The sequence below is a fragment of the Mucilaginibacter sp. genome (assembly GCF_041663085.1).
In the GTDB taxonomy this organism is placed as follows: domain Bacteria; phylum Bacteroidota; class Bacteroidia; order Sphingobacteriales; family Sphingobacteriaceae; genus Mucilaginibacter.
Genome location: NZ_JBAZRC010000001.1, coordinates 32,472 through 47,252, shown reverse-complemented (window position 1 = coordinate 47,252; position 14,781 = coordinate 32,472). Strand labels below are relative to the sequence as shown.

The 14,781-nt window shown below is 41.3% G+C and carries 13 protein-coding genes; 5 read left to right on the top strand and 8 right to left on the bottom strand.

Features of this window, described 5'->3' with window-relative positions; all coding sequences use genetic code 11:
• Nucleotides 1-124: 124 nt before the first annotated feature.
• The 4 genes from WC615_RS00185 to WC615_RS00170 all read left to right on the top strand — a co-directional run bounded on the left by WC615_RS00185 (nt 125) and on the right by WC615_RS00170 (nt 6,721).
• Nucleotides 125-1,237, top strand: coding sequence for a FecR family protein (locus WC615_RS00185; RefSeq protein WP_372976119.1), 1,113 nt, complete (start codon nt 125-127; stop codon nt 1,235-1,237).
• Nucleotides 1,238-1,399: 162 nt separating this feature from the next.
• Nucleotides 1,400-4,768, top strand: coding sequence for a SusC/RagA family TonB-linked outer membrane protein (locus WC615_RS00180; RefSeq protein WP_372976118.1), 3,369 nt, complete (start codon nt 1,400-1,402; stop codon nt 4,766-4,768).
• A gap of 11 nt (nt 4,769-4,779) precedes the next feature.
• Complete coding sequence (locus WC615_RS00175; protein WP_372976117.1) at nt 4,780-6,159, top strand: RagB/SusD family nutrient uptake outer membrane protein; 1,380 nt, start codon at nt 4,780-4,782, stop codon at nt 6,157-6,159.
• A gap of 7 nt (nt 6,160-6,166) precedes the next feature.
• The gene (locus tag WC615_RS00170; RefSeq protein ID WP_372976116.1) at nt 6,167-6,721 is read left to right on the top strand and encodes a redoxin domain-containing protein; all 555 of its coding nucleotides are present in this window, start codon (nt 6,167-6,169) and stop codon (nt 6,719-6,721) included.
• Between the two features lie 47 nt (nt 6,722-6,768).
• Here the strand turns inward: WC615_RS00170 and WC615_RS00165 are convergent, their stop codons facing one another.
• From WC615_RS00165 to WC615_RS00135, 7 genes are all read right to left on the bottom strand, one after another.
• Nucleotides 6,769-7,074, bottom strand: coding sequence for a hypothetical protein (locus WC615_RS00165; RefSeq protein WP_372976115.1), 306 nt, complete (start codon nt 7,072-7,074; stop codon nt 6,769-6,771).
• 134 nt (nt 7,075-7,208) lie between these two features.
• Nucleotides 7,209-7,661 (bottom strand): MauE/DoxX family redox-associated membrane protein, encoded by a 453-nt coding sequence (locus tag WC615_RS00160; protein ID WP_372976114.1) that lies wholly within the window; start codon nt 7,659-7,661, stop codon nt 7,209-7,211.
• Nucleotides 7,662-7,857: 196 nt separating this feature from the next.
• Nucleotides 7,858-9,807, bottom strand: coding sequence for a conjugal transfer protein MobC (gene mobC, locus WC615_RS00155; RefSeq protein ID WP_372976113.1), 1,950 nt, complete (start codon nt 9,805-9,807; stop codon nt 7,858-7,860).
• A gap of 11 nt (nt 9,808-9,818) precedes the next feature.
• Nucleotides 9,819-11,075, bottom strand: coding sequence for a relaxase/mobilization nuclease domain-containing protein (locus WC615_RS00150; RefSeq protein WP_372976112.1), 1,257 nt, complete (start codon nt 11,073-11,075; stop codon nt 9,819-9,821).
• Nucleotides 11,042-11,452 (bottom strand): hypothetical protein, encoded by a 411-nt coding sequence (locus tag WC615_RS00145; protein ID WP_372976111.1) that lies wholly within the window; start codon nt 11,450-11,452, stop codon nt 11,042-11,044. The genes WC615_RS00150 and WC615_RS00145 overlap by 34 nt, the downstream gene beginning before the upstream one ends.
• Before the next feature lie 191 nt (nt 11,453-11,643).
• Entirely contained in the window at nt 11,644-11,916 is a 273-nt protein-coding gene (locus tag WC615_RS00140; RefSeq protein WP_372976110.1) for a hypothetical protein, read from the bottom strand.
• Between the two features lie 65 nt (nt 11,917-11,981).
• Entirely contained in the window at nt 11,982-12,587 is a 606-nt protein-coding gene (locus WC615_RS00135; RefSeq protein WP_372976109.1) for an AAA family ATPase, read from the bottom strand.
• Between the two features lie 139 nt (nt 12,588-12,726).
• Between WC615_RS00135 and WC615_RS00130 the strand changes: the two genes are divergently transcribed.
• Nucleotides 12,727-14,349 (top strand): hypothetical protein, encoded by a 1,623-nt coding sequence (locus WC615_RS00130; RefSeq protein ID WP_372976108.1) that lies wholly within the window; start codon nt 12,727-12,729, stop codon nt 14,347-14,349.
• A gap of 26 nt (nt 14,350-14,375) precedes the next feature.
• Here the strand turns inward: WC615_RS00130 and WC615_RS00125 are convergent, their stop codons facing one another.
• A complete protein-coding gene (locus WC615_RS00125) occupies nt 14,376-14,699 on the bottom strand; it encodes a hypothetical protein (RefSeq protein WP_372976107.1) in 324 nt (107 codons plus the stop codon).
• Between the last annotated feature and the right edge of the window lie 82 nt (nt 14,700-14,781).

Genomic DNA, 14,781 nt, shown 5'->3' with positions numbered 1-14,781 from the left:
CCTAAAAGATTATGATGAAATTCTATCCAGGACTTTTTGATAATGGCCGATAATTTAAAAAATCTCTTCCTTTTTTTTTGCATGGGCCGTCATGTATTACAATTGAGCACCACCAATTTTGGTCATGGAACAGGAAAAACTAAAAGAATTATTCAAAAGATATCATAACGGCACTTCCACAGAAGAGGAAAAAACTCAACTGGAAGCATGGTATCTTCAATATAACGAAGCTGAACCATTCTACATTTCAGCCCAAAACATCAAAGCAATAAAGAACGACGTTAACCGGCGATTGCCCGGAAACCATGGCGAGTTCCTTAAGATCGGCATCAGACTGGCAGCTGCGGCAATATCTATCGGCTTACTTATTTCTGTCACTATGATATTTTTCGCGAGCCGAAAACCCGCGACCATTACTTATCTCGCAGAGGACGTTTCCCCTGGTACGAACACAGCCACACTAACTCTTGCCAGTGGCTGGCATCTAAATCTATCTGATGCGAAGAATGGCCAGATCTACCAAAAAAAGGGAATAAAGGTCACTAAAACAAAATCAGGACAGGTCATTTTTGATTATTCCGGCAATAAATCCCCGGGTGAACAGAATACCATAACCACCCCTAATGGTGGTCAATGGCAGATACGTTTGCCAGACGGCTCACAAGTTTGGCTGAACGCCGCGTCATCCCTTACCTTTCCGACATCATTCGGCGGCGGTATTAACAGAATTGTTAAACTAACTGGGGAAGGTTACTTTGAGGTAGCCAAGAATGCTGCTCATCCCTTTATGGTGATTTCCGACGACCAGCGGATAGAAGTATTAGGCACACATTTCAATATCAATAGCTATAAGGACGAACCATCATTAAAAACGACCCTTATTGAAGGCTGTGTCAAAGTTAGTGTGTCAGGCAATAACGGTTCTCTTATCCTGAAGCCCAATGAACAGTCAGTAATGATCAAACATCAAATTACGGTTCAAAAGGTTGATCCGATGGAAGCACTTGCCTGGAAAAATGGCTATTTCCAATTCGAGGATGAACCTATCAGCAGTATTATGCGCAAAATTGCACGTTGGTATAATGTCGAAGTGCAATATGAAGGAACGCCTTCTTCCGACAACATCAACGGCAAAATCTCACGCAACAAAAACCTCAGCCAGGTGCTCAAGGCACTTGAGGCTACTCAAACTATCCATTTCAAAGTGGAAGGAAGGAGGATCACCGTAATGAAGTAAAAGTTCAGATCAGTTAGTTAATGACAAAGCCAGGGAACCGATTGTAGTCGGCGACCTGGCTTTAAGCTTGGCTACCCCAATTCAATTAAATTAATGAACCGCGAAGCGCCCCTCGCATCTTGGAAAATGAACAGGCGCGACGCATAACCACGCTCCAAACAAATGTACAATTTTTACCCCAAAAAATTGGTGCAGCCGCCCGGCTGTGCCCCTAATGTCCTGTTGATCATGAAGCTAACGACCCTGTTTTTTGTCGCTGCCATTCTGCAGGTGAGTGCCAGCACTTTCGCACAGAAGATCACTTTATCGGAACAAAACACTCACTTAAATAAAGTATTCAAAAAGATCAGCGACCAGACCGGTTACGATTTTATTGTATCTACAGAGAATCTAAAAAGATCAATTCCGGTAAATATTTCGCTTCAAAATGAAGAATTAAAGCCTGCACTGGATAAGCTATTCGCTAACCAGCCATTGACTTTCGTGATCCAGGACAAGATTATAATCGTGACTAAAAAAATCATTAGTCAATCGATAAAAAATGATTCACAAAAAGATTGGAATATTTCAGGAATTATAACCGACGCTGCCCGGATACCGCTGCCCGGCGCAACTGTGAAGATCAAGGGCAAGACGGCTGGAGTAATCACGAACCCCGATGGTTCATTTATTATCACGGCGGAGTCAGACCAAATTGTACTGATCGTGTCCTACATTGGCTATCAAACCGTAGAATTGGCTATCAACCGTACATCCGTTATGCCGGTAGCCATACAGTTGATAGCTGAATCCAGCAGCCTTAATCAAGTGCAGGTGATCGGTTATGGCACAACCACCAAAAGAATGAATACCGGCAGTGTTACAACAGTTACTGCAGCAGATATTGGAAAACAACCAGTTTCCAATCCACTTGCTGCACTGGAAGGAAGGGTGCCCGGTCTGGTCATTACCCAAACAAGTGGTGTTGCCGGGTCTTCCTTTAAAGCGCAAATCCGCGGACAAAGCGCACTGGATCCAACCTTATCTCACAATGACCCGCTTTTCATTATTGACGGCGTGCCATTTGAGAGTGGCATCACTGCATCGAATCAGATCAACAACGCGGCAAATAATCCGACATCGATCAGTATTGGCGGTCTAAGTCCGCTAAATACAATCAACCCAAGTGACATCGAGAGCATAGACGTTCTCAAAGACGCTGACGCGACCGCGATCTACGGTAGCCGCGGTGCAAATGGCGTTATATTAATTACGACAAAAAAAGGAAAAGCCGGCTCAACGCAATACAATTTCACCGCTAATACAGGTGTCAGCAAAATCGGACGGACGATGAATATGCTCAATACAGCGCAATACCTGGAATTGCGAAGAGAAGCCTTTACCCAAGATGGGTTAACGCCAAATAATGTTGCCGGAGATCCCGGCTTTGCACCCGACCTGACACTATGGGATAATAAAAGGTATACCGATTTTAAAAAACTGTTGATCGGGGGAACCGCACACCGTTCGGACGTGCAAGGCTCTGTTTCCGGGGGGAGTGCAACAACGCAGTTCCTGATCAGCGGGGCCTATCATAAGGAGACTTCGGTATTCTCTGGCGATTTTTCAGACAATATTGCCTCCCTGCATTTTAATATCAATCATAATTCAGCTGATAAACGATTCAATATTACGCTGTCAGGTTCTTACGGCAATGATAATAACCGTTTACCGCGCTATGATATGACACGTTATATCAACCTGCCCCCCAATCTCCGGCTTTATGACGACGGCGGTAAATTGGCCTGGCAGGATAACGGCGTAGTCTATAATACTCTTGGCACCGATATAATCAATCCGCTCTCGTTACAGGAAGAGAAATACAAGTCACTTAACGAAAGCTTGAATAGTAATCTTAAATTAAGTTATCGTATCCTTCCTGGACTGACCATACGGTCCAGTTTCGGCTACACTTCTTTCCGCTCCGATGAGCAGTCCGCGGCACCTTTTACATCACTGGATCCTAATACAGCCAGTCTTCCGTCTTTATCGTTGGCCAATGCATCAAACAAGAGCTGGATCATCGAACCTCAACTGGAATATTTAAGGACGACAGCTAATGACCGGCTAGATGTTTTGATCGGTAATACTTATCAGGACAGATCAGGACGGCAGTCGTCTGTCTACGGTAGTAACTACAATTCAGACCTGCTGTTAAATTCCATTGCAGCGGCACCTACCATCAAAGCTTTTAATGACGATGTAAAATACCGCTACACCGCCTTTTTCGGACGGATAAATTACGCCTATCATGAAAAGTATATCCTTAATCTGACAGGTCGAAGGGACGGGTCAAGCAGGTTCGCTCCGGAAAACAGATTTGCCAATTTCGGTGCTGTCGGTGCCGCCTGGCTATTCGGGAGTGAGCGTTTTGCTAAAGACCTATTGCCCTTCCTAAGCTTTGGTAAGCTACGTGGAAGTTACGGCGTTACCGGCAATGATCAGATCGGCGACTACAAATTCCTGAATTTGTGGACAAACACTTCCAATACCTATTCTGGCCTCGCAGGCTTGTACCCAAGAAGTCTTTACAACCCCGATTATCAATGGGAGATCAATAAGAAACTGGAGTTTGGACTCGAACTCGGTTTTTTGAATGATGATGTCTTATTGAATGTCTCCTACTTCAAAAATAGAAGCGATAACCAACTGATCAACTATACATTGCCAAACCAAACCGGTTTCAGCAGCGTGACACGGAACTTTCCCGGGCTGGTGGAAAATACCGGATTGGAACTGAGCCTTACTACACGAAACATTCATAAAGCAAACTTTAATTGGGTTACATCATTTAATATCACTTTCCCTAAAAACAAATTGCTGGCATTCCCTGGGCTTGAAAGTTCAAGCTATGCTTCACAGTATGTTATCGGGCAATCCCTGAATTTGATCAATGCATTAAAATATACCGGCGTTGATCCCCAAACGGGGCTGTATACAGTGGCCGATCTGAATAAGGATGGACAATTCGACCTCGCAGATTATCAAGTGCAGGGAAACACAGATCCGAAATTTTATGGGGGTATGCAGAATAGCCTCACCATGGGCCCAATAGACCTTAGCTTCTTTTTAGAGTTCAAAAAGCAAACGGGTCTAAGCTATCTTGCACAATTAGCAGGCAGCAACGTGCCGGGATGGATATATAATCAACCGGACGTCGTTTTGCAACGCTGGCAAAAACCAGGAGATATAACCGATATCCAAAAATTCACCTCCGGATTTACAGACACTTATACGGCTATCGCATATAAATCGCTGTCTGGCGCGCTGTATACGGATGCTTCTTATATCCGACTCAAAAATGTCTCATTAGCTTACCACCTGCCTAAACGTTTGCTGAATAGACTACACATTCGGGACATAAGGGTATACGCGGAAGCGCAGAACTTGCTGATCATCACCAATTATAAAGGCGGTGACCCTGAAACCCAGAATTTCTATGTATTACCGCCACTTAGGACCATAATCGGCGGCCTGCAATTTACTTTTTAACCATTATTAAAATGAAATTAAAACTCCATACACACAAACACTGGCTGGTTTTGGTCATACCTGTTGCCCTTTTACTTTCATGCAGAAAGTTCATTGACATCGCTCCACCGGCAACACAGGCCGAAGCCTCAAAGGTTTTCGCCACCGACCAAACGGCAACAGCGGCAGCGATCGGACTATATTATCAAATGATTTCAGCTAATCTCAATTTCATGAGTGGCGCACTGAGCATCTATCCTGGCCTTAGTTCAGATGACCTTGTCAACGTTTCTTCTAATAGCGACTTCGACGCCTTTAAAAATAATAATATTCCAATCGCAAGTTCAACTATCAATTCCCGGTTATGGGGTAATGCCTATAAAAATATCTATCAGGCTAATGCAGTACTTGATGGATTAGCGTCATCAAAATCCCTTTCAAACCCTATCAAGGAACAATTAGAAGGAGAAATGCTGTTTACCCGGGCGCTGCACTATTTTTACCTGGTCAACCTGTTTGGCGATGTACCCTACGAAGCGGCAACGGGGTACCGTGAGAACAGTATTTTACCGAAAAGCCCAGCAGCTACTATTAAAGCGCAAATGATCAGCGATCTTCTGCGAGCAAAGCAACTTCTAAAAAATAGCTACTCCATCTCTACCAATTCCCGGCCTAACCTAATGGCGGCCACGGCCTTGCTGGCCAGGTATTATCTATTTCAAAATGATTGGGTAAATGCTGAAAATCAGGCTAATGAAGTTATTAATTCGGGCACTTACAGGTTGGAAAGCAACTTAACGAATGTCTTTTTAGCCACATCCGCTGAAACTATATACCAGTTAGCCCGGCCTACTAATAACACGGTGGAAGGTTCGGTATTTATTCCATCTTCCGGAACCGTGAGGCCAACGTTTGTTGTGACCCCCTCCTTGCTGAACAAGTTTTTACCGGGCGACAACAGGAAGACCAACTGGTTGAAAAGCAATATTGTTGGTGGAATAACATATTATTATCCATATAAATATAAAGTAAGAAGCAGTGCCGTCGTTACTGAAAACGCTGTGGTGATCAGGTTGGCAGAACTTTATCTGATCCGAAGTGAGGCAAGGGCACAACTCAATAATTTAAGCGGAGCGCAGTCAGACCTGAATATTGTGCGGGCAAGAGCTGGTTTAAACACAACAACGGCTGTTACCAGATCAGAACTTATAAATGCAGTTCTCGACGAACGTCAACTTGAATTTTTCGCGGAATGGGGACATCGTTGGTTTGATCTTAAACGAACGGCAACTGCAGACACTATTCTCAGCTTGGTCAAAGGCAGTAATTGGCAACCGGAAGACCAATTGTATCCAATCCCGCAAGCCCAAATATTGCTCAACTCCGCATTAACCCAAAACAAAGGATATTAATATTTAGATGAAAAAGTTAAGAATTATTATTTTGATACTTGGATCTGCGTTTATTAGTAAAGCGCAAACTTCCGTTTATCCGGTGATCGGTCAATTATGTCCGAATGTCTACTTTTCACAAGTGGCTTACGACAGCAAACCAACATTCTCTCTTGCTGATTACAGGGGTAAATGGCTGATCCTTGACTTTTGGAACCGGTATTGTACAATATGCCTCAACCGAATGCCAGGGAAAGACTCCTTGCAGAAAAAATTTCGGGAACAATTAAAAGTGGTCCTTGTAGGCTACACCGGTTCCAGATATACGCATCGCACGGACGAGCAGGAAATAAAAAAGCTGTATGATCGTGTTCGGAAAGAGTCGAACATCAGTCTGCCGGTTGCCTATGATTCAGTCCTATTCCATCGTTTCGATGTCGGGCCATGTCCTTACATCGTCGTGGTTGATCCACACGGTATTGTCCGTGCGATAACTACGGATATAGATCAGCGGCAATTTACGGCATTACTAAGGGGTAAAAAACCTAAGTTTGATAAAGCCGTGAACCGAAAGGGTATCTAACACAAAAAAGCATGGATATAATCCATGCTTTTTTTAACGTACACTTCTTAATTAGGCCTTTTGATGTTATCGGCGCCCATTGCGGTTGACGGAAACGTACTTATCTGGCTTGAAAAACCGCGCAAACAATCTTTTGAAGTGCCAGGATCACAAGGTGAGGCAACGTTCGCCTTTTCATCTTGCGTGTACAGATCACTGCTTGAAAGCACGGCACCGGTAGGATGCGCTGTATCATAGGTAACCTGGTACCAATACAAAGCTGCAGTTTTGTGAAACGGTGTTTTAACAGTAGTAAATGCGCTGGCGCTAACAGCAATAATGATAGCGATCAATCCAAGAATTTGCTTTTTCATGTTGAACGAATGTTTTGTTACATCAAAAAACATTCAAAAAACTTTAGTTGATAAATGTATTTATGCGGATATTTTGGCATCCATAGTACCTGTCTGTCACCTGCATTGCTTCATGACAAACATCAAGTTATTCCTCAGTGCCAGTCGATCCTCCTTTCCCTGTTTATTAAGTATATTCCAAGAAAACTTAACAGCAAGAAAAATACATTAAAGATGAGGTGCAGGCCCCAGCCCAATGTTCTAATTACACCGCCGCATGAGCAGGGTACCCTTCCAAAATAATTGAGCAGAACCAATGCGATGTAACCGGTAAAAATGATCAGGAGTAAAGCAGACAGGTAAAACCCGACCATACGTGTCCGGATAAACATTAGTAATAAACCCGTTATAATTTCGATGGTAGGAAGTGACCAAATGAGCACCAACTGCAACCAAGCCGGGAGTGTTTGCAATTCCATTTGTTTTTGAAACTGACTAAAATCCAAAAGTTTACTGACAGCAGTATAAATGAAAAGAACGATCAAAAAAAATGCGACGACATCTTGAAAAGATATGCGGTTACTATTTTTTATGGAAGGGTGTTGCATTGCGATTGATGTTTTAATCAAAAATCGCTGTTATCATATAGGTAGAACAGATACAAAACGGTTGTACTTTGTTTACCATTAACCTCAAGTTTTTTATATAAGATGACTGTACGAAATTGCTTTTAATCCTAAGAATTTAAGAATGTTGCGATTAAATGGAATAAATTGTACTACCGTTTACTCTCCCTGGTTGTAATCATTGTTCAGAAATCGCAGTAACTTCCTTTTCAATAATGCGGTCAATCTCTTTTTTAATATTCAGATAATTGGCCATAATCATATCACCATCGATTTGCCTTATTATTGGTAATTCTTTGTATCCACTCTCTTCGTTTTTGATTGCCTGGTGATCGTTGATGATCTCATTATGAAAAACTTTGAGTTGGATTTTATTATCCGGGTCATCCGCAACCAATCCCACAAATTCCCCGGAAGACAATGTGGCAATTTTCGATGCAGGCACAGCAAAATCAAGCTGTGTCGATTTACTTAACGACGTGTCCTGACTGTTAATCGTTACACTATTCCTTTCCTGCATGATCTTGCCAAATCGCTCACTGAGTTGCTTGGCAGTATCACCTGTAACCTGACCAGACAAGATATTGCCGACAATATTCATAATCACTTCCGCCTGTTCTCGTCCATAATCTTTTTTAAGCTGGCTGTAATCCTGTACCGCTAAAGTGGTGGCGACCTTATTTGACCTTGCAGTAGCGATCAGGCTATCAATATTATTGAAGTAGATCGTAGGGAACTCATCAAAGATGAGATTGCATTTCAGCTTGTTTTTCTGATTGACCAATTTTATCGTACGGGAAATATACAAACTCAATACCGCCCCATATACCTGTTGTTTTAAAGGGTTATTCCCCATACAGATAATCTTAGGATCCATGGGATTATTCAGATCTAATGAAAAGTCGTTACCCGACAATACGTAATACAAAGATGGTGATACCAGCCTTGCCATACTGATCTTAGCGCTGGCGATCTGCCCTTCCAGTTGATCATACGCTTCATTTTGCCAGGCTGAAATAAAAGGGTTAATCAAAACTTCGATCTCGGGTTCCGTCTTCAGCAAGGCAAACAGGTATTTATAATCCACCTGTGCAAGTTCTATGGCATGAGGGAGTGTGCAATATTTGCCATCCTCGTATTTCCTTAAAAACCAGATCAGAGCGGTAACGAAGTTAATCGGAGACTCGACAAAGAAATCACCCTGTTTTTTAATCCATTCCCTATTTAATCCCAACATGAATGTCCGCGATGATTCCATCGCATCTGTAATATCCTGCATACTTGCAGGATCAAGAGGATTACATCTGTGCGATCTGTTCAGATCCTCGAAATTGATCACAAAGAATTTTGGCTTTACTTTATAGGCACTGCTATTATTCAATACGGTATTGTAGGCTATCTTACTTAGGTCATCATATTTAAAATCGTAAAGGAACATCGTGAATCCCTTTTTGATATGCTGGGTGATGATATGCCTAATGACAAAATATGATTTACCCGCACCCGGTGTACCCATGACCAGTGCCCCTCTAAAAGGATTAATGACATTGATCCAGCTATCCCGCACCTTGCCTTTTAATCGGTATTTAGCCGGAAGGTTAATCGAATACTCATTCTCCAATTTTCGTTCTTCCTGGGGGAACGTTTCATTTTCATGGTTAAAAACATCTTTACTTAAATTAAGATCAATAACCCTGTACATCCTGCTGACACCGGTCAGAAAAAGGAGAAATCCAATAATGGTCGCCAACATGTATAAACCTGCCACCAGAAGGAAGGAGGCCTGGAGTTTAAATATAAGCCCGCTTAGATAATATAAAGCCAAACCGATCAATGCATACGCAACCGCATTAGACAACTTTATATGCTCATCTTTCTTACCTTTTGTGCCGATCAAGGAAATGATCAAAAAGCCGATAGCGACTGATTTTACAATCAGGATGCCTTTAAAAATGGGTAGCTTATAAATATTGACCAGTATCCGATCGACGATAGGATAGGTTAACTGCAATTCCTTAAAGGCACCGTAACAGCTGAAATAAAAATGTAAGATTAACACCAGTATCCCGAGAAACCGGGTAAAATCGATGATCTTTCTGAGTGCCTGTTCGTTTTCTCCTGTTTGCATGATTTTAAAATTTAGAGATTTAATTTCCTGCGTTTTTTCTTCTTTTTCCTGGGCCCGAATTGACTTTGCGCCACTTGGTCCGGGTTGTTGGGATCTAATAATTCCTCCAGCAGGCTCCGTCCATGGTTTTGATTTAACGTGGTTGTTTCGCCTGTTTGTGCTGATACGTTTTTTTCAAAGGCATGCTCAACAGTCGCAGAATCATTACCGCTTATTATAAATTGGAAATTACCGATAACAGCTGCCGCACTATAACTCTTATCCTTATCCAAGTCACTTCCGTTGAATACTACCTTCTCATTACGATCAATATAACTTAAGCCATAAATTCGACCTTCAGAATTTTGTCTGACAACAAGGGTTACACCGACTTTATTAAGCTGATCCCTGAATTGATCCATTGATGTTGCCTGGAGCTTAACTTTATCGATTTTTGATTTGAGCTGTTCTTTAAGAGGCTTTCGCAAATACTCATTGAGTTTAAAGCGTTTCTCCAATAATTTCAAAGTCGGCTTTTGATAAATGCTGCTTGCTTTAATCGGAACACCTGTCTTTCTCCCACTTTCATCAGTGATCCAATAGTTTAAGCCACCATTTTTAAACATCACGGATTCCTTAGAACCTTTATCAGCGACGATATTATACAGATTCAATATTGCGTTCAGTTCAGGCAAGCTCGTATATTTAAAGGACTTGGCGACTTCGTTGACGATATTAGAGATCGACCTCTTCGTATCTGTTTCTCCATATTTCGCCGGGATGATCTTAAGATTGTCTGTCTGATCGATATTCTTTGTTTTCTCGCTTGCTTTGACCAAACCATATGCTATTTCAATTTCCTTTCTTGCAGGTTCGGATTTTGATAGGCCGATATTGTTCAGACTGATCCGCTTGCCGTCAGCTTGAATGTTCGTGGTGACGATATGGATATGCGGGTGACCGGCATCCAAGTGATGATAGATCAGGTAAGGTTGATTTTCAAAGCCGATCCGTTTCATATAGTCGCTGCCAATGTCAACCAGCTTATCAGTCTCAAGCATTTCATTGACATCAAAGTTCAATGATAAGTGAAGCGTATTTGTCTTAGTCCGCAGGTTCCGTTCAGCAAGGTCGGTCAGTCTGAAAAGCTTGTCGTGAAATGATAGCGCATCATCACTCTTAGTATAACCGCTTGTGACGAGCAACATTGCTTTTCCCGATTTGACCTTATTTTCATTATAGCTCAAGGCACCGATCAGGCTTTTCCCGCTCTTAATTTTTGCGACCATAAATCAGCGTATTTGTTCATCCTCTCTTTGATTTGTATAATGGAAGGTTCCAGCTTTCCATTAATAATCGTCAGCAAATTCATCCATAAGCGCGTATCGGGAAAGCCATGGGCGCTATTAATATTCTTAACGGCCTGGTTCAAGTTATTCCCGACGAAATTCAGTTCGCGCCTGAGCAATGCCAGTTCTTCCAACACATCGTCCATCGATTTATCCCGGTGAATTACCGTCACAGGGTCGCCTAAGATCATAGCTCGTCCAAACTCACTGAGATTCTGAAACGTGGATTTTTTATATCGTTTATTAAGCAATTCCTCTTCACTTGGTTTAAGGCGGATCTTGATCCACTTCGACCGATTTTCATTTTCTTCTTCCATTGATAATAGTTTTATCAAACCGACTTCGGAGGGTTTGGCCATGGCCCCGAAACGACTTTGGAGGGAAGGGCAAGATTCGTTTGTGGTACAAACGTACATCTTGCTAACTGCAAAAAGACAGCAGTTTATTTCCCTAACCATAGCTAATCCCTATGTAAATCATTGTGCCGGTAATTGTTAATATTGCCCCCTTAATTCAATTGATCATTTACGGCAGGTAACTTGTTATCCAGAAAGAATTGAAGAGCGAGAATATTAATGTCCTTCAGGGAAAGATCATTTTCAAGTCCATAGCTCTTCATTTTTTTAAGCAGTCCTTTAGGAATCCAGACATTCAATTGCGCCTCTGCCTCTTTAAGGCTTGGTGCTTCCTTCACCGGGTGCACTTCTTGTATAGGGGTAGTTGGCGGTTCATTTTTCAATTTGTCCGCCAGACCGCCTAACTTCTTTTTGTAATCTTCCATACCGCTGACTTCTATAGTTATGCAATACAAGAATTATAGAAATACATAAATCTGCAATTCTATAATTATGCACTTATGTAATCCACCACTTCCTCTGCAAGTGAGGTTATTTCCTCTTTTGCTTTCTGGTCACTGCCGGTCATTATGCCGGCGGTAATCGCCGAACGCGTAATGCTTACCCGGTCATGAATCATCGTTTGAAGTAATGGGGTCCCTATGTTTGCTAACAGGTCTTTTACATCTTTGGTAACCCCTGATCTATGCTTAACCATGTTTAGGGCGATACCTGCTTTTAAAGATGGCTTCTTCGCTTGAGCGAATTTGATCAAGGCCAACGTAGAGCGGACGGCCATGACATCAAAAAAGCCCGCTTTTGTTGGCACCAGTACGAAATCTGAAATCAGAAAGAGATCTGTTAATTTGTTTGATAGGTAGGGAGGGGTGTCAACGATGACCAGGTCATAATCCATTTGCGGGATCTCGCTGATCTTATCAGCTGAATAGACGTTTAAACCCGGAAAATCTTCTCTCACATGATAAATACTACCCTGCAGATCGGAGTCAACCAATGCTACCTTCAATTGATCCTGAAAACAAAGCGCCATGTTTAACGCCAGTGTGCTTTTTCCTACGCCTCCTTTTTGGTGCGCTACGGTGATAATCTTGCCCATATTACATAATTCTAAAAGTTTGTAAATACATATCGCTGTAATCCTGTAATTGCAGAATTACATAGACAAAGGTGGGTTTATCACTATCTTTAATTCTCCGAGGTTATCCGACTCGGACGTTAGTTTTGTTAAATAATGTATGATAAGAAAAACTTCACAGGGAAATATATTTGTCTCATTTGATGACCGCTCCGAAAGGAAATTTCAAAATATGCTCTATTGGTCAATGGTGGCAGAATACGGTGAAGGAACTTTTACTGAAGAGAGGTTAACTCGGCCAATGCTTGAATTTGGACTTAACTGGGCTGCTGATAAATTTCTTGAAGTAATGGGCTCAACTACAGATCCTCAATTCCTTTTTTACCTGTTAGCTAATCATGAGGAGTCCATTAAACTATATTATCAGGTTGCAGAACCTCATTTCGTTAAAGAGGGTATTACAGAAAATTTGCTTTCATTAAATAGGAGAATACTAAAACTCGCACTTGAACAAGCAGTGGACATTAATTACGGACCTGACAACGGTGCTAGCTACGCTAAAATGAATCATTTCAGGGCCTTACTGGAAGATTTGCTTTACTTGGGTGATCGTCTGTTCGCTTTTTCTGAGTACATGGCAGAACAACGTATGATGGAGAACCCTACAAAAATTGTTATTGGTGACGGCGATGTTTTATTGCAAAGACAGCATCATTACGAACACATCTACCATATTACGGAAAAGATGAATAAAGAGGCTTATGAAAAAGGAATCATTGATAAAAATGCGGTTAAGGGTTTAAGAGCACAATTAATGAGCTGTTTTGGGATCGATTACGATTTCGCAGGGGGTCAAATCTTTTTGATGAAACAGCACCTTTCACCAAAATTTCCCCTTGTGCAAACGATACAATACGGAATGTTAATTGAAAATCTTGTTCAAAAAGGGATATCAAGAGACAACGCTACAACTTTTTACGATGGGTTAACTATTACCAGGGATAATAAATTACCAATTAAAGACTCAGTATATCAATCAGGCTCATTCTACAGGTATTTTTTTAGACCTATTCTGCTTGTTAACATTAATGGTGAAACACAAGCATTAGTTGGTGAACAAAAATGGGAAGAAAGCATTGTTGTTATGGCCACGAATGGTTTTCAATGGCAACTCGCTTCAGAGGAGTGGAAGAAAAATGAGTGCTTTAACACTTATTTAAAGCGCAAACACGATGAGCATGATAAATTATTGGAGAACGAGGTCCAAAAAATCCTTGAAAAGAATGGATTCTACTTTGATCGAAACATTGAAAAACTATATGGTAAGAAAGGGAGGGTAGTTGACATTGTTGATATACCCGGAGAAATCGATTTTATTTTTTTAGACAGCAAATGCAAAAAAATAATGGTTACTGACTGTAAATATCACCGCGCTCGTTATGAGATGGCTGGGTTTTCACGAGATTACGCCCATTTTAAAAAATATTACGAGAAGAAAATGAAAGGCAAGGTGAAGTATATCAAAGATAATATTACTTTACTTAAATCACACTTCATGCTTCATAAAGGCATGCCGGGATCAGTAGACCTGAGTGAATATGAGGTCGTAGGATTTTTTATAATTAACACACCAACGTTCTATATATATAACGGGCTATACCCAACAATAACTATAGGACATTTAGAGGAGTTTATGGAAGAATGTTATTTCTTTGGAGATCACGTCTTAAAATATCCGACCCACACAAAAATCATTAAGCACCCTTGGTTTACAGTCCAATAACTTTCTATAAATACATATTTATGTAATTATAGAAAGTAGTCAGTCAGTTCCGTTAAAGATTCGGCAAACTGCGGCGATGACATTCCAGCCACAATTTTGCTGAGATCAATATCCGTATCAACTGCTTGCCATTTGCCATTTTTTGTCCATGTAATTTCGGACCACAGCGGCCTTCCTTCACCATAAACTTTAATATCATTGCCTTTATAAGCTTTCAATTCAACGGGAGAACTATTGGTAATCAGATAGACTTCAAAGTCGTCAATAATTTTACTTTCATTCTCTGAAATAATGGCTAAAACCTGACCGGCATCTTCGCCAGTAGCTTTTCTATAAAGTTTATAAATCATAAAATAAAGATAAACTTTATGACCGAGAGTTCGGGTCAAAATGGTACCTTTGATTTAATGAAAGTTCTTTAAAATCAACTCA

Excerpts from the sequence above, each read along its gene's own strand:
- WC615_RS00135 (WP_372976109.1), bottom strand. The coding sequence starts at position 12,587 with ATGGGCAAGATTATCACCGTAGCGCACCAAAAAGGAGGCGTAGGAAAA.
- WC615_RS00140 (WP_372976110.1), bottom strand. The coding sequence starts at position 11,916 with ATGGAAGATTACAAAAAGAAGTTAGGCGGTCTGGCGGACAAATTGAAA.
- WC615_RS00180 (WP_372976118.1), top strand. The coding sequence starts at position 1,400 with ATGTACAATTTTTACCCCAAAAAATTGGTGCAGCCGCCCGGCTGTGCC.
- WC615_RS00145 (WP_372976111.1), bottom strand. The coding sequence starts at position 11,452 with ATGGAAGAAGAAAATGAAAATCGGTCGAAGTGGATCAAGATCCGCCTT.
- WC615_RS00160 (WP_372976114.1), bottom strand. The coding sequence starts at position 7,661 with ATGCAACACCCTTCCATAAAAAATAGTAACCGCATATCTTTTCAAGAT.
- WC615_RS00125 (WP_372976107.1), bottom strand. The coding sequence starts at position 14,699 with ATGATTTATAAACTTTATAGAAAAGCTACTGGCGAAGATGCCGGTCAG.
- WC615_RS00170 (WP_372976116.1), top strand. The coding sequence starts at position 6,167 with ATGAAAAAGTTAAGAATTATTATTTTGATACTTGGATCTGCGTTTATT.
- WC615_RS00130 (WP_372976108.1), top strand. The coding sequence starts at position 12,727 with ATGATAAGAAAAACTTCACAGGGAAATATATTTGTCTCATTTGATGAC.
- WC615_RS00185 (WP_372976119.1), top strand. The coding sequence starts at position 125 with ATGGAACAGGAAAAACTAAAAGAATTATTCAAAAGATATCATAACGGC.
- WC615_RS00150 (WP_372976112.1), bottom strand. The coding sequence starts at position 11,075 with ATGGTCGCAAAAATTAAGAGCGGGAAAAGCCTGATCGGTGCCTTGAGC.
- WC615_RS00175 (WP_372976117.1), top strand. The coding sequence starts at position 4,780 with ATGAAATTAAAACTCCATACACACAAACACTGGCTGGTTTTGGTCATA.
- WC615_RS00165 (WP_372976115.1), bottom strand. The coding sequence starts at position 7,074 with ATGAAAAAGCAAATTCTTGGATTGATCGCTATCATTATTGCTGTTAGC.
- mobC (WP_372976113.1), bottom strand. The coding sequence starts at position 9,807 with ATGCAAACAGGAGAAAACGAACAGGCACTCAGAAAGATCATCGATTTT.